The following is a 15659-nucleotide window of genomic DNA, read 5'->3' as shown; positions in this document are numbered from 1 at the left end:
AGCCATGCTCAACACCCTGCGCAAGATCGTCCAGGAAGTAAACGCCGCGAAGGATCTTCGCGCGGCGCTGACGATCATCGTGCAACGGGTGAAGGAAGCCATGGGCAGCCAGGTCTGTTCCGTCTACCTGCTCGACCCGGAGAGCAACCGCTTCGTGCTGATGGCCACCGACGGCCTCAACAAGCGCTCCATCGGCAAGGTCAGCATGGCGCCGAACGAGGGCCTGGTCGGCCTGGTCGGCACCCGCGAGGAGCCGCTGAACCTCGAGTTCGCCTCCGAACACCCGCGCTACATGTACTTCCCCGAGACCGGCGAGGAGCGCTACGCCTCCTTCCTCGGCGCACCGATCATCCACCACCGCCGGGTGATGGGCGTTCTGGTGGTGCAGCAAAAGGAACGCCGCCAGTTCGACGAGGGCGAAGAAGCCTTCCTGGTCACCATGAGCGCCCAGCTCGCCGGCGTTATCGCCCACGCCGAAGCCACCGGCTCGATCCGCGGCCTGGGCAAGCAGGGCAAGGGCATCCAGGAGGCGCGCTTCGTCGGCGTGCCCGGCTCACCCGGCGCGGCCGTCGGTTCCGCCGTGGTGGTACTGCCGCCGGCCGATCTCAACGTGGTACCGGACAAGTCGGTCGACGATATCGAGGCCGAGCTCGGCCTGTTCGGCAAGGCCCTGGAATGGGTCCGCGAGGACATGCAGGAGCTGTCCGAGAAGCTCGCCAGCCAGCTGCGCAAGGAAGAGCTGGCGCTGTTCGACGTGTATCTGATGATGCTCGACGACAACGCCCTCGGTAACGAGGTGCGCAAGGTCATCAAAACCGGCCAGTGGGCCCAGGGCGCGCTGCGCCAGGTGGTCACCGAGCACGTGTCGCGCTTCGAGCTGATGGACGACGCCTACCTGCGCGAACGCGCCAGCGACGTGCGCGACCTCGGCCGCCGCCTGCTCGCCTACCTGCAGGAAGAGCGCAAGCAGAACCTGGTCTATCCGGACAACACCATCCTGGTCAGCGAGGAACTCTCGCCGGCCATGCTCGGCCAGGTGCCGGAAGGCAAGCTGGTCGGCCTGATCTCCGTACAGGGCTCGGGCAACTCTCACGTGGCGATCCTCGCCCGCGCCATGGGCATTCCCACGGTCATGGGCGTGGTCGACCTGCCCTACTCCAAGGTCGACGGCATCGAGCTGATCGTCGACGGCTACCACGGCGAGGTCTTCACCAACCCCAGCGAGATGCTGCGCAAGCAGTACGCCGAGGTGGTCGAGGAGGAACGCCAGCTGGCCCAGGGCCTCGACGCCCTGCGCGAGCTGCCCTGCGAGACGCTGGACGGCCAGCGCATGCCGCTGTGGGTCAACACCGGCCTGCTGGCCGACGTGAAGCGCGCCCAGGAACGCGGCGCCGAAGGCGTCGGTCTGTACCGCACTGAAGTGCCGTTCATGAACGGCGAGCGCTTCCCCAGCGAGAAGGAACAGCTGGCCACCTACCGCGAGCAGCTGGCCGCCTTCCACCCGCTGCCGGTGACCATGCGCACCCTGGATATCGGTGGCGACAAGGCCCTGCCCTACTTCCCGATCAAGGAAGACAACCCCTTCCTCGGCTGGCGCGGCATCCGCATCACCCTCGACCACCCGGAGATCTTCCTGGTTCAGGTGCGCGCCATGCTCAAGGCCAGCGAAGGCCTGAACAACCTGCGCATCCTGCTGCCGATGATCTCCGGCCTGCAGGAACTGGAAGAGTCGCTGCACCTGATACACCGCGCATGGGGCGAGGTACGCGACGAGGGCGTGGACATCCCCATGCCGCCGGTAGGCGTGATGATCGAGATTCCCGCTGCGGTCTACCAGATTCGCGAGATGGCGCGGCAGGTCGACTTCCTCTCGGTCGGCTCCAACGACCTGACCCAGTACCTGCTGGCGGTCGACCGCAATAACCCGCGCGTCGCTGACCTCTACGACTTCCTCCACCCGGCGGTGCTCACGGCACTGCGTCTGGTGGTCAATGGCGCCCATGCCGAAGGCAAGCCGGTGAGCATCTGCGGCGAGATGGCCGGCGACCCGGCCATGGCCGTGCTGCTGCTGGCGATGGGCTTCGACAGCCTGTCGATGAACGCCACCAACCTGCCCAAGGTGAAGTGGCTGCTGCGCCAGATCAGCTCGAGCAAGGCCCGCGAGCTGCTCGAGCAGCTGATGACCATCGACAACCCGCAGGTCATCCACAGCGCCCTGCACCTGGCCCTGCGCAACCTCGGCCTGGGCCGCGTGATCAACCCGGCGGCGACCATCCAGAGCTGAGTCGCCGCGCCGCGAACAAGGACAGTTCATGCGCGCATTACTTCTCTGCCTGACCCTCCTAGGCCTGCCGGCGCTGGCCGGCCAGATGATCAACGATGTTACCGGCCTCAACCCCATCGAGGTCGAACAGGTCATTGCCCCTACAGAGCTGGAGCAGATCATCGAAGCGGTGAAGCAGCATTCCGGCCCCATCAGTATCGGCGGCGGGCGCTTCAGCATGGGCGGCCAGACCGCCACCGTCGGCGCCCTGCAGATCGACATGCGTGACTTCGACCAAGTCCTGGAATTCTCCGCCGAGCGCCGGGAGATTCGTGTACAGACCGGCATCACCTGGCGCGAGATACTCGAATACATCGACCCATACGACCTGTCGCCGCAGATCATGCAGTCCTACGCCAACTTCACGGTCGGCGGCTCGCTGTCGGTCAATGTGCATGGCCGCTACGTCGGCGAGGGCCCGCTGATCGGCTCGGTGCGCAGCATCCGCCTGGTGCTGGCCGACGGCAGCCTGGTGGACGCCAGCCCGAGCCAGAACAGCGAACTGTTCCATGGTGCCATCGGAGGCTATGGCGGCCTGGGCGTCATAGTCGAGGCCACGCTTGGCCTGGCCGAGAACAGCCGCATCGCCCGCGAATCCAAGGTCATGCCGCTCACCGAGTACCGCGCCTGGTTCGACCAGGAGGTGCGCGGCAAGACCGATCTGGTCCTGCACAACGCCATTCTCTATCCAGGCTCCTTCGACAAGGTCCGCGCCGTGTCCTATCGCAGCACCGACGCGACCCTCACCGAACTGCTGCGCCTGACTCCGGCCAACCGCAGCTACCACCTGCAGCATGCCGGCATCCGCCTGACCAGCTCGTCCCACACCGGCCGCATGCTGCGCGAGGCAGCATTGGACCCGCTGCTATTCCGCGGCAAGCTGGTGCAATGGCGCAACCACGAGGCCAGCCTGGACGTGCGCGAGCTGGAACCCATCTCCGGGCCGGACTTCAGCTTCGTGCTGCAGGAATACTTCGTACCGCCACAGCAGCTGGAACGCTTCGTTGGCGAGCTGGCACGCCTGACCCGACAACACGACGCTAACCTACTCAACGTGTCGATCCGCCACGCCAAGGCCGACCCCGGCACCCTGCTGGCCTGGGCCCCGGAAGAAGTGTTCGCCCTGGTGCTCTACTATCGCCAGGGCAGCTCCGCGGACGAACGCACACGCGCCGCGGCCTGGACCCGCGACCTGATCGACGCGGCACTGGCCTGCGGTGGACGCTATTACCTGCCGTACCAGATTCACGCCAGCCGGGAGCAGTTCCTCGCTGCCTACCCACGCGCCCCCGAGTTCTTCGCCCTCAAACAGCGTCTGGACCCGGGATACAAATTTCGCAATCGACTGTGGGACGCCTACTACTCGCCCTTCTCCAGCAGCAGCTTGGCCCGATAGGCATCCGGCGCGATGCCGTACCAGCGCCTGAACGCCCGGTAGAACGGCGACAGCTCGGCGAAGCCGCAGGCACGTGCCACCTCCCGAATCGCCTGACCACCCTGCAGCAGGGCATGCGCGCGTGCCTGCTGGATCGCCTCGCGCACCTGGCGCAGGTGGCTGCCCTGGGCAGCCAGGCCGCGCTGCAGGGCTGCCGGCGCCATGGCCAGTTCGGCCGCGCAGGCCTGCAGCGAACAGTCGGCCCTGCCCAGGCGCATCTCCAGCAGATAACTCAGGCGATTGAGCAGATCGTTCTCCACCAGCTCGGCCAGTTGCTGCTCGGCGTGCTGCCAGAGCACCCGGTGCAGCTCGGGATTGGCGTTGCGCGACGGCCTGCGCAGCAGCGCGGCGGGGAACCACAGGGCATCGTGCTCGGCGGCGAAGTTTGGCTGCAGGCCGAACAGCCTGAGGTGCTCGCCGATGCGCACCGGGCGGACATGGCGCAGATCGAGGCCATCGATCTGGAAATCGTCGTCGGTGATCAGCCGCAGCAGCTTGATGAACAGCAGCACCAGGCACTCCATCTGCTGGCGCAGCGGGCCGAAGCCGCGGTAGTTGAGGTCCAGCACCAGGCAGACGCGCTCGCCCTCGATACGCAGCTGGGCGACGAAACCACCGGCCAGGATGTGCTGGAACTGCAGGAAGCTGCGCAACGCCTGCTCCAGGTCGCGGCTGGCCAGCAGCAGGTAGCCGACCACATCGAGCAGGCGCGGCTTCATCACCTCGCCCAGGTGCAGGCCGATATCCGGGTCGCCGGTCAGGGCATCGGCGGCCAGCCAGAACAACGGCGCCTCGTCGTGGCTCAGGCGACCCTCCATCGGTGGCGGCACCAGGCGGCGGTTCTGGTTGGTGCGCCGGTAGATGGTCGCCGGGTCGTGGCCGAGCTCGGCCAGGGCCTCGTAGAGCAGGCGGCGCAGAGTGGCGGAATGGGTCAGCGGCGCGGTGCCGGCGAGGGTCGTCATGACGGCTCCTTGTTTGACCAGAGAATTCCAGCATGAACATCAACGGTCAATGCCGCTGGCCGAACTGCTGCGCAGAATGGCCGCACAACAACAAGGAGCGCGTCATGAAACGCAGTCTGACCTTCCTCGCCGTGGCCATCGCCGCGGCTGCTGCCGGCACCGCCTGGTACATCGACAAGCAGTTGCCCGTGCGCGACGGCAGCCTGCCGCTCGCCGGCCTGCAAGCCCCCGTCGAGGTGCGCTACGACGAACGCGGCGTGCCGCATATCCAGGCGCAGAACGAGACCGACATGTACCGCGCCCTGGGCTTCGTGCATGCCCAGGACCGCCTGTTCCAGATGGAGCTGCTGCGCCGCCTGGCGCGCGGCGAACTGGCCGAGGTGCTGGGGCCGAAGCTGGTCGACACCGACCGCCTGTTCCGCAGCCTGGACATCCGCCAGCATGCCGATCGCTACGTGCAGTCGCTCGACCGCAACAGCCCGGCGATCAAGGCCATGCAGGCCTACCTCGACGGCATCAACCAGTTCCAGGCCAGCCGCCCGGCGCCGGTGGAGTTCGCCCTGCTGGGCATCGAGCCGCGCCCCTTCACCCTGGAGGACACCGTCAGCGTGGCCGGCTACATGGCCTACAGCTTCGCCGCCGGCTTCCGCACCGAGCCGGTGCTGACCTACGTGCGTGATAACCTCGGTGCCGACTACCTGCGCGTGTTCGACCTCGACTGGCACCCCGGTGGCGCCCTGGCCCAGCGCCTCGGCAACGAGGACTGGCAGGCACTCAACGGCCTGGCACACCTCAGCCTGCAGGCACTCGAGGACGCCGGCCTGCCGCAGTTCGAGGGCAGCAACGCCTGGGCCGTGTCCGGTGGCCGCACCGCCAGCGGCAAGCCGCTGCTGGCCGGCGACCCGCACATTCGCTTCAGCGCACCGGCAGTGTGGTACGAGGCGCAGCTGAGCTACCCGGGCTTCGAGCTGTATGGCCACCACCAGGCGCTCAACCCCTATGCCTCGCTCGGGCACAACCAGCAGTTCGCCTGGAGCCTGACCATGTTCCAGAACGACGACCTCGATCTGATCGCCGAGAAGGTCAACCCGGACAACCCCAACCAGGTGTCGATCAACGGCCAGTGGGTCGACCTGCAGAGCCGCGAGGAAACCATCAAGGTCAAGGGTGGCGACGACGTCAGCATCACCCTGCGCCGCTCGCCACACGGCCCCATCGTCAACGACGTGCTCGGCTCCACGCCGGGCAAGACGCCGATCGCCATGTGGTGGGCCTTCCTCGAGACCGAGAACCCGATCCTCGAGGCCTTCTACCAGCTCAACCGCGCCGACAGCCTGGCCAAGGCCAGCGCCGCCGCCGCGAAGATCCACTCGCCCGGCCTCAACGTGATCTACGCCAATGCCAGCGGCGACATCGGCTGGTGGGCCGCCGGCAAGCTGCCGCAGCGCCCGGCCGGCGTGAACCCGAACTTCATCCTCGACGGCAGCACCGGCGAGGCGGACAAGCCTGCGTTCCTACCGTTCTCCGCCAACCCGCAGGAAGAGAACCCGGAGCGTGGCTACATCGTCTCGGCCAACTTCCAGCCTGACTCACCCACCGGCGTGCCGATCCCCGGCTACTACAACCTGCCGGACCGCGGCGCGCGCCTGAACCAACGCCTGGCCCAGGCGGACGTGAAGTGGGACACCCAGAACAGCCAGGCGCTGCAGCTGGACGACGGCACCGGCTACGGCCCGCGCCTGCTGGCACCGATCCTCGCCGACCTGCGCGCCGCCGCAGCCAACGACGAAGAACGTGCCCTGGTCGAGCAACTCGCCACCTGGGACGGCGGGCATCCGCTGGAGTCCACCGCGGCCACCCTGTTCAACCAGCTGACCTTCGAGCTGGCCAACCAGGCCATGCATGACGAACTGGGCGACGCCTTCTTCGACAGCCTGCTGCAGACCCGCGTGCTCGACGTGGCCCTGCCGCGCCTGACCGCCGATGCCGGTTCCGCCTGGTGGGACAAGCGCGGCACTGAAGCCGTGGAAACCCGCGCTGATACGGTCAAGGCGGCCTGGCAGGCGAGCGTTGCGCACCTGCGCCAAACCTTCGGCGAGGACAGTACCAAGTGGCAATGGAGCCAGGGCCACACCGTCACCCACCAGCACCCGCTGGGCTCGCAGAAGCCGCTGAACCTGCTGTTCAACGTCGGCCCGTTCGCCGCTCCGGGTGGCCACGAGGTGCCGAACAACCTCTCGCACCGCGTCGGTCCGGCGCCCTGGTCGGTGGTTTACGGCCCGTCTACCCGTCGCCTGATCGACCTGGCCGACGCCAGCAAGGCGCTGGGCATCAACCCGGTCGGGCAGAGCGGCGTGCCGTTCGACAAGCACTACTCCGACCAGGCCGAGCCCTACATCAAGGGCGAGTACCAGCCCATGCACTTCGCCGGCGACGATGTGCAGGCCAATACCCGCGGTACCCTGCAACTGCAGCCGACGGACTGATAGCCCGGCAATGAAAAAGGCCGCCCTAGGGCGGCCTTTTTCATGCAGCAGGAACGACTCAGGCGGCCTGAGCGGGCTTCCAGTTGGCGCCGGAAGCCTCTTCGGCCATGGCCTCCATCGCCTGCTGGATGGCGCGCTTGCGGCGCTCCTCGGCACGACGGGTGAAGTACCAGGCGAGGAAGGTGAAGATCGACACGGTCAGCAGGATCAGGCTGGCGATCGCGTTGATCTCCGGCTTCACGCCCAGACGCACGGCGGAGAACACTTCCATCGGCAGGGTGGTCGAGCCCGGACCGGATACGAAGCTGGCCAGCACCAGGTCGTCGAGCGACAGGGCGAAGGACATCATGCCGCCGGCCGCCAGGGACGGTGCGATCATCGGGATGGTGATCAGGAAGAACACCTTCCACGGCTTGGCACCCAGGTCCATGGCCGCTTCCTCGATCGACAGGTCCAGCTCGCGCAGGCGCGCCGACACCACTACCGCCACGTAGGCCGAGCAGAAGGTGGTGTGGGCGATCCAGATGGTCACCAGGCCACGCTCCTGCGGCCAGCCGATCAACTGGGCCATGGCCACGAACAGCAGCAGCAGGGACAGACCGGTGATCACCTCAGGCATTACCAGCGGCGCGGTGACCAGGCCACCGAACAGGGTACGCCCCTTGAAGCGGGTGACACGGGTCAGCACGAAGGCGGCCATGGTGCCCAGGGCCACCGCGGCGACCGCGGTGTACAGGGCGATTTCCAGGGAACGCCCTACCGAGCCCATCAGCTGGCTGTTGTCGAGCAGGCCGGCGTACCACTTGACCGACCAGCCGCCCCACACCGTCACCAGCTTGGAGGCGTTGAACGAGTAGATGACCATGATCAGCATGGGCAGGTAGATGAAGGTCAGACCTACCCAGAGCATGACATTGGAGAAGCTCAACTTTTTCATGCGCGGCCCTCCATCTCTTTGGCTTGGTTACGGTTGAACCAGATGATCGGGCCCATCAGGATCAGCAGCATGATCACCGCCAGGGCAGATGCCACCGGCCAGTCGCGGTTGTTGAAGAACTCCTGCCACAGCACCTTGCCGATCATCAGGGTCTCCGGACCGCCAAGCAGCTCGGGGATGACGAACTCGCCCACCGCCGGAATGAACACCAGCATGCAGCCGGCGATGATGCCGTTCTTGGACAGCGGCACGGTGATCTTCCAGAAGTTGTTGATGTTGCTCGAACCCAGGTCGGAGGCGGCCTCCAGCAGGCTGAGGTCGTGCTTCACCAGGTTGGCGTAGAGCGGCAGGATCATGAACGGCAGGTACGAATAGACGATGCCGATGTAGACCGCCAGGTTGGTGTTGAGGATCTGCAGCGGCGAGTCGATCAGACCGATGCTCTGCAGGAAGCCATTGAGCAGGCCGTTGTTGCTGAGGATGCCCATCCAGGCATAGACGCGGATCAGGATCGCGGTCCAGGTCGGCATCATGATCAGCAGCAGCAGCACGGTCTGCGCTTCCTTGCTGGCGCGTGCGATGGCGTAGGCCATCGGATAGCCGATCAGCAGGCACAGCAGGGTGCTGATGAAGGCCATCTTCAGCGAGCCGAGGTAGGCCGCGAGATACAGCTCGTCCTCGGTGAGGAAGATGTAGTTGCCGATGTTGAGCACGATCGACAGCTGGTTTTCCGCCCAGCTGTAGATCTCGGTGTACGGCGGAATCGCCACATCGGCTTCGGCGAAGCTGATCTTCAGAACGATGAAGAACGGCATCAGGAAGAACAGGAACAACCAGAAGAACGGCACGCCGATGACAGCATGCCGCCCACTGGGCAGGTAGCGTCTCAGTTTGCTCATGATTGCAGTACCACGCCGCTGTCGTCTTCCCAGTACACCACTACCGCGTCATCCCAGGTCGGGCGCTTGCCGCGGCGCTCGGCGTTGGCGATGAAGCACTGCACGATCTGCCCGGAAGTCAGCTTGACGTAGTACACCGAGTGGCCGCCGAGGTAGGCGATGTCGTGCACGGTGCCGTTGCACCAGTTGTATTCCGGATGCTCATGGTCGGCCGGCAGGCTGGTGGCCATCAGCAGCTTCTCGGGACGCAGGGCGTAGCTGACCGCCTTGCTCTCGGCGCGGGTACTGACGCCGTGACCGATGTAGATCGGCTTGTCCAGTTGCGGGCAGCTGATGATGGCGTGGTCGCTTTCGTCGGTGGTGATCTCGCCGTCGAACAGATTGACGTTGCCGATGAACTCGCAGACCAGGCGGCTGGCCGGGGTCTCGTAGATGTCGATCGGGCTGCCGGTCTGGGCGATCCAGCCCAGGTGCATGATGGAGATGCGCTGGGCCATGGTCATGGCCTCTTCCTGGTCGTGGGTCACCATCACGCAGGTCACGCCCACGCGCTCGATGATCTCAACCAGCTCCAGCTGCATCTGCGAGCGCAGCTTCTTGTCCAGCGCGCCCATCGGCTCGTCGAGCAGCAGCAGCTTGGGACGCTTGGCCAGCGAGCGGGCCAGGGCCACGCGCTGACGCTGGCCACCGGACAGCTGGTGCGGCTTGCGCTTGGCGTACTGGGTCATGTGCACCAACTTGAGCATCTCGTTGACGCGCTCGTCGATCTCGGCCTGCGGCAGCTTGTCCTGCTTGAGGCCGAAGGCGATGTTTTGCGCCACAGTCATGTGCGGGAACAGGGCGTAGGACTGGAACATCATGTTGATCGGCCGCTCGTAGGGCGGCATGTCGGTGATGTCGACGCCGTCGAGCAGGATGCGACCCGAGGTCGGCCGCTCGAAGCCAGCGAGCATGCGCAGCAGGGTCGACTTGCCGGAGCCGGAGCCACCGAGCAGGGCGAAGATCTCGCCTTTGTTGATGGTCAGCGAAACGTCGTCGACAGCAACGGTCTCGTCGAACTTCTTGGTCACGCGGTCGATCTTGACCAGCACCTCTTTGGGTTGCTGGTTGCCCTCGAGGGCTTTCTTGTAGGCGCTGGAGGCAACAGCCATTTCCAAAACTCCCGGAAAGATAAATCGTGCCCGGCCACAACGGCCGGGCAGTTAACTCATTTGCCCGACTTGACCTTGGTCCAGCTGCGCGTCATCAGGCGCTGGATTTTCGGCGGCAGTTCGGTCGAAACGTACAGTTTGTCCAATACGGCCTGGGATGGGTAGACCGATGGATCGTTGCGGACTTCCTGGTCCATCAGCTCGCCCGCCTTGGGGTTCGGGTTGGCGTAGCCGACATAATCGCTGACCTTGGCGATGACCGCCGGGTCGAGCAGATAGTTGATGAAGGCGTGGGCCTCCTTGGTGTTCTTCGAGTCCGCCGGGATTGCCAGCATGTCGAACCACAGGTTGGCGCCTTCCTTCGGAATGCTGTAGGCGATCTCGATGCCCTTGTCCGCCTCTTCGGCGCGCGCGGCGGCCTGGAACACGTCACCGGAGTAGCCGAAGGCCACGCAGATGTCGCCGTTGGCCAGGTCGGAAACGTACTTCGAGGAGTGGAAGTAGGTCACGTAGGGACGTACGGCCAGGAGTTTTTCCTCGGCCTTCTTGTAGTCATCAGGGCTGGTGCTGCGTGGGTCGAGGCCCAGGTAGTTGAGCACCGCGGGGAACAGCTCGTCCGGCGAGTCCATGAAGGCTACGCCGCAGCTGCTGAGTTTCTTCAGGTTCTCGGGCTCGAACAGAACCGCCCAGGAGTCGATGCTGTCGACACCCAGTGCGGCCTTGACCTTCTCGACGTTGTAGCCGATGCCGTTGGTGCCCCACAGGTAGGGGACGGCGTACAGGTTGCCCGGATCGTTGACATCGAGCTGCTTGAGCAGCGCGGGGTCGATATTCTGCCAGTTCGGCAGCTGGCTCTTGTCCAGCTTCTGGAATGCCCCGGCCTTGATCTGCTTGCCGAGGAAATGGTTGGACGGCACGACCACGTCATAACCGGTGTGACCGGCGAGCAGCTTGCCTTCCAGGGTCTCGTTGGAGTCGAACACGTCGTAGACCGGCTTGATGCCAGTGGCCTTCTCGAAGTCAGCCAGGGTGGTCTCGCCGATGTAGTCGGTCCAGTTGTAGATATGCACGCTGGGGGCGGCTTGCACCACGCCGGCCAAACCCAGAGCCACAGCGGCCGCAGTCAGGGTTTTGCGGAAGGAAATTCGCACACGTCGGTCCTCTTTCTTGTTGGTGTTACAGGCCGCAGTGCGACCCGGGATGGTGGAAATTCGGTCTGTTCTATCCCTGACGCCCATGCCAATCGCCCAGCCGCCCGCCCACGGAGCTGTGTGGGGCTCGTGTGTAACGGTAGTCGAATTGAGTCATGGAACCTCCTGCGGGGCTCCGGCGGGAGCACCCGCCGGAGGGTGTCGCTGTTGTCTGTTACTTGCCGGACTTGATGGTGGTCCAGCTGCGGGTCATGGTCCGCTGTACCTTGGCCGGCAGATCCGGGAAGGCGTACAGCTTGGACATGGTCTCCTGGCTCGGGTAGATGCCCGGGTCCTTGCGGATCGCCTCGTCGACCAGTTCGGTAGCGGCAGCGTTGCCGTTGGGGAACTGCACGAAGTTGGTGATCTCGGCCATGACGTCCGGCTTCATCAGGAAGTTCATGAAGGCGTAGGCGGCTTCAGGATTGGCGGCATCTTTCGGCATGGCGATCATGTCGAAGAAGGTACCGGCACCTTCCTTGGGAATGTTGTACGCCACGGTCACGCCACCCTTGGCCTCTTCGGCACGGGACTTGGCCTGGTACACGTCGCCCGAGTAACCGACGGCCACGCACAGGTTGCCGTTGGCCAGGTCGCCGATGTACTTGGAGCTGTGGAAGTAGGTGATGTGCGGACGAATCTTGAGGAACAGCGCTTCGGCTTCCTTGAGTTCCTTGGCGTCCTGGCTCACCGGGCTGTAGCCCAGGTAGTGCAGGGCGATCGGCAGGATCTCGGTCGGCGAGTCGAGGAAGGACACACCGCAGGACTTCAGCTTCTCGATGTTCTCAGGCTTGAACAGCAGGTCCCAGGAATCGACCGGGGCGTTCTCGCCCAGCGCGGCCTTGACCTTCTCCGGGTTGTAACCGATGCCGATCGAGCCCCACATGTAGGGGAAGGCGTACTGGTTGCCCGGGTCGGAAACCTCGATGGTCTTCATCAGGTTGCTGTCCAGGTTCTTCCAGTTCGGCAGCTTGGACTTGTCCAGCGGCTGGTAGACGCCGGCCTTGATCTGCTTGGCCAGGAAGTTGTTGGACGGCACCACGATGTCGTAGCCGGATTTGCCGGCCAGGAGCTTGGCTTCCAGGGTTTCGTTGGAGTCGAAGACGTCGTAGACGACCTTGATTCCGGTTTCCTTGGTGAACTTCTCTACGGTATCCGGGGCGATGTAGTCCGACCAGTTGTAGACGTGCAGCACCTTGTCGTCGGCCTGCGCCATGCCGGCCACGGTGCCCGCCAAGGTAAGGGCGAGCAGTGTTTTACCGAAGGTCTTGATCATGCGGGTTAGCTCCATTGTCGTTTGAAGTATCCGGGGCTGCGTCGCCTTAGCGACGCACCCTCCGGTGAGCCTGGCCAACGCACCGTGCAGTCTGGCAAGGTCGAGCCCTTGGCTCAAGCCTTACACCAGCACCGCGCGGGCGGTCAGATCGAGGCACTTGCGCGCCTTTTCCACCAGTTCGTCGATCTCTTCTTTGCTGATCACCAGAGGCGGCGCGATGATCATGGTGTCGCCTACGGCGCGCATGATCAGACCGTTCTCGAAGCAGTGGCCGCGACAGATCATGCCGACGCCCATCTCGCCCGGGAAACGCTCGCGGGTCTGCTTGTTCTTCGCCAGTTCGATGGCGCCGAGCATGCCCACTCCGCGAACCTCGCCAACCAGCGGGTGATCCGCCAGCTCACGCAGACGCTTTTGCAAATACGGTGCCGTTTCGCTCTGCACCCGCTCGATAATCTTTTCTTCTTTCAGGATGCGCAGGTTGGCCAGGCCGACAGCGGCCGCCACCGGGTGCCCGGAATAGGTGAAGCCGTGATTGAAGTCACCGGCGGCACTGATCACCTGGTACACCTTGTCGCTGACGATCAGGCCGCCCATGGGCACGTAGCCGCTGGTCATGCCCTTGGCGATGGTGATCATGTCCGGCGCGTTGCCGTAGTACTCGCTGGCGAACCACTCACCGGTACGGCCGAAGCCGCAGATCACTTCGTCGGCGACGAACAGGATGTCGTACTTGGCGAGGATCTCGCGGATGCGCGGCCAGTAGCTGTCCGGCGGAATGATCACGCCGCCAGCGCCCTGGATCGGCTCGGCGATGAAGGCCGCGACGTTGTCTTCGCCGACTTCGAGGATCTTCTTCTCCAGCTGGTCGGCAGCCCAGATACCGAACTCTTCCGGGCTCATGTCGCCGCCTTCGGCGAACCAGTACGGCTGCGGAATGTGCACGATGCCCGGGATCGGCAGGTCGCCCTGCTCGTGCATGTACTTCATGCCGCCGAGGCTGGCGCCGGCCACGGTGGAGCCGTGGTAGCCGTTGTGACGACTGATGATCACCTTCTTGTTCGGCTGACCCTTGCTCGCCCAGTAGTGGCGCACCAGGCGCAGCATGGTGTCGTTGCCTTCCGAGCCGGAACCGGTGAAGAACACGTGATTCATGCCGGCCGGCGCCACTTCGGCGATGGCCTTGGCGAATTCCAGCACCGGCGGATGGGCGGTCTGGAAGAAGGTGTTGTAGAACGGCAGTTCACGCATCTGCGCCGCGGCCGCTTCGACCAGCTCCTCGCGGCCGTAACCGACCGCCACGCACCAGAGACCGGCCATGCCGTCGAGGATCTTGTTGCCCTCGCTGTCCCACAGGTAAACGCCGTCGGCCTTGGTGATGATGCGCGGGCCCTTCTCGTGCAGCTGCTGGTAGTCGCTGAACGGCGCGAGGTGGTGCTCACGGCTCATGGCCTGCCACTCGCGGGTTTTCGGGTTGGTCACTGCATTGGTCATAACAACACCTTTTATTACGCGGGCCACCGGCGGCAGCCCGATGAAATCAGTGGCAACGGGCGCGGTATGCCGCGCCCGCTCCGGTCACACCGACAACAGCAGGAATTCACGCTCCCAGGAGCTGATCACCCGCTTGAAGTTCTCGTGCTCGGCGCGCTTCACCGCGACGTAGCCACGCACGAACTTCTCGCCCAGGTACTTCTCGGCGGCCTTGCAGGCCTCCATGCGCTCCAGTGCACTCTCGATGGTCACCGGCAGGCGTAGGTTGCGGCGCTCGTAGCCACGACCCTTGACTGGCGCGCTCGGCTTGATGCCCTCGACCATGCCCATGTAGCCGCACAGCAGCGAGGCGGCCAGCACCAGATACGGGTTGGCGTCGGCACCAGCCAGGCGGTTTTCCACGCGGCGGTTCTGCGGGCCGGCTTCCGGCACACGCAGGCCGACGGTGCGGTTCTCTTCGCCCCACTCGACGTTCACCGGGGCCGAGGTATCCGGCAGGAAGCGGCGGAACGAGTTGACGTTCGGCGCGAACAGCGGCAGCACTTCGGGGATGAACTTCTGCAGGCCGCCGATGTGGTGCATGAACAGCTCGCTCATGGTGCCATCGGGGTTGGAGAACAGGTTCTTGCCGGTCTTGATGTCCACCACGCTCTGGTGGATGTGCATGGCGCTGCCCGGCTGATCGGTGATCGGCTTGGCCATGAAGGTGGCCGCCACGTCATGCTTCAGCGCGGCCTCACGCATGGTGCGCTTGAACACGGTGATCTGGTCGGCCAGGTGCAGCGCGTCGCCGTGACGGAAGTTGATTTCCATCTGCGCCGGGCCGTCTTCGTGGATCAGCGTGTCGAGGTCCAGCTCCTGCAGCTCGCACCAGTCGTAGACGTCCTCGAACAGCGGGTCGAATTCGTTCGCCGCGTCGATGGAGAAGGACTGGCGACCGACTTCCGGGCGGCCGGAGCGGCCCATCGGCGCCTCCAGCGGGAAGTCCGGATCGCTGTTGCGTTTGGTCAGGTAGAACTCCATCTCCGGCGCGACGATCGGCTTCCAGCCCTTGTCGGCGTAGAGCTTGAGGATGTTCTTGAGGATGTTGCGCGGGGACAGCTCGATCGGGTTGCCCTGCTTGTCGAAGGTGTCGTGGATCACCATCGCAGTGGGCTCGATGGCCCAGGGCACGAGGAACACGGCGTTCTCGTCCGGGCGACAGAACATGTCGATGTCAGCCTCGTCGAGCAGCTCGTAATAGATGTCGTCCTCGACGTAGTCGCCGGTCACGGTCTGCAGCAGCACACTCTCGGGGAGGCGCATGCCCTTCTCGTCGAGAAACTTGTTGGTCGGCGAAATCTTGCCACGGGCAATGCCGGTAAGATCGCTGATCAGACATTCAACTTCGGTGATTTTGCGTTCTTTCAGCCAGCTGGTCAGCTGGTCGAGCTTGCTAGTCATAAAGACCTCAGGGTTGTAGAGCGGCTACTGCGGACCGGTTAGAGCCTAGCGAACCCGTGTGGA

General features: G+C 64.7%; 11 protein-coding genes. 3 read left to right on the top strand and 8 right to left on the bottom strand.

Annotation, left to right across the window (positions count from 1 at the left end; all coding sequences use genetic code 11):
- Positions 1–4: 4 nt before the first annotated feature.
- Together ptsP and PTT45_RS20000 are read left to right on the top strand one after the other, a co-directional pair.
- The gene (ptsP, locus tag PTT45_RS20005) at positions 5–2284 is read left to right on the top strand and encodes a phosphoenolpyruvate--protein phosphotransferase (protein ID WP_273815729.1); all 2280 of its coding nucleotides are present in this window, start codon (positions 5–7) and stop codon (positions 2282–2284) included.
- A 28-nt stretch (positions 2285–2312) separates the two neighbouring features.
- The gene (locus PTT45_RS20000; RefSeq protein ID WP_273815726.1) at positions 2313–3719 is read left to right on the top strand and encodes an FAD-binding oxidoreductase; all 1407 of its coding nucleotides are present in this window, start codon (positions 2313–2315) and stop codon (positions 3717–3719) included.
- On the opposite strand, the gene PTT45_RS19995 is transcribed toward PTT45_RS20000, so the two are convergent.
- Positions 3683–4720 carry an AraC family transcriptional regulator gene (locus PTT45_RS19995; RefSeq protein WP_273815724.1) on the bottom strand — a complete coding sequence of 346 codons (1038 nt, stop codon included), beginning with the start codon at positions 4718–4720 and terminating at the stop codon, positions 3683–3685. The genes PTT45_RS20000 and PTT45_RS19995 overlap by 37 nt on opposite strands.
- A 104-nt stretch (positions 4721–4824) precedes the next feature.
- Here PTT45_RS19995 and PTT45_RS19990 point away from each other — a divergent pair, with 104 nt between their 5' ends.
- Positions 4825–7206 (top strand): penicillin acylase family protein, encoded by a 2382-nt coding sequence (locus tag PTT45_RS19990; RefSeq protein WP_273815722.1) that lies wholly within the window; start codon positions 4825–4827, stop codon positions 7204–7206.
- A 58-nt stretch (positions 7207–7264) separates the two neighbouring features.
- Here the strand turns inward: PTT45_RS19990 and PTT45_RS19985 are convergent, their stop codons facing one another.
- The 7 genes from PTT45_RS19985 to PTT45_RS19955 all read right to left on the bottom strand — a co-directional run bounded on the left by PTT45_RS19985 (position 7265) and on the right by PTT45_RS19955 (position 15596).
- On the bottom strand, positions 7265–8143 hold the full coding sequence (locus tag PTT45_RS19985) for an ABC transporter permease subunit (protein ID WP_273815721.1): 879 nt from the start codon (positions 8141–8143) through the stop codon (positions 7265–7267).
- A complete protein-coding gene (locus PTT45_RS19980; protein WP_273816042.1) occupies positions 8140–9021 on the bottom strand; it encodes an ABC transporter permease subunit in 882 nt (293 codons plus the stop codon). The genes PTT45_RS19985 and PTT45_RS19980 overlap by 4 nt, the downstream gene beginning before the upstream one ends.
- Positions 9022–9038: 17 nt before the next feature.
- Positions 9039–10193, bottom strand: a complete 1155-nt coding sequence (potA, locus tag PTT45_RS19975) for a polyamine ABC transporter ATP-binding protein (protein WP_273815719.1) — start codon at positions 10191–10193, stop codon at positions 9039–9041.
- A 56-nt stretch (positions 10194–10249) separates the two neighbouring features.
- Entirely contained in the window at positions 10250–11344 is a 1095-nt protein-coding gene (locus tag PTT45_RS19970) for a polyamine ABC transporter substrate-binding protein (protein ID WP_273815717.1), read from the bottom strand.
- 214 nt (positions 11345–11558) lie between these two features.
- Positions 11559–12659, bottom strand: coding sequence for a polyamine ABC transporter substrate-binding protein (locus PTT45_RS19965; protein ID WP_273815715.1), 1101 nt, complete (start codon positions 12657–12659; stop codon positions 11559–11561).
- A 120-nt stretch (positions 12660–12779) separates the two neighbouring features.
- Complete coding sequence (locus PTT45_RS19960) at positions 12780–14153, bottom strand: aspartate aminotransferase family protein (RefSeq protein ID WP_273815713.1); 1374 nt, start codon at positions 14151–14153, stop codon at positions 12780–12782.
- A gap of 84 nt (positions 14154–14237) precedes the next feature.
- Entirely contained in the window at positions 14238–15596 is a 1359-nt protein-coding gene (locus tag PTT45_RS19955; protein ID WP_273815712.1) for a glutamine synthetase family protein, read from the bottom strand.
- Between the last annotated feature and the right edge of the window lie 63 nt (positions 15597–15659).

The sequence above is a fragment of the Pseudomonas sp. Gutcm_11s genome (assembly GCF_028649395.1).
Lineage (GTDB): Bacteria > Pseudomonadota > Gammaproteobacteria > Pseudomonadales > Pseudomonadaceae > Aquipseudomonas.
The sequence above is the reverse complement of the archived record's forward strand: the minus strand, read 5'-3'. Positions and strand labels throughout refer to the sequence as shown.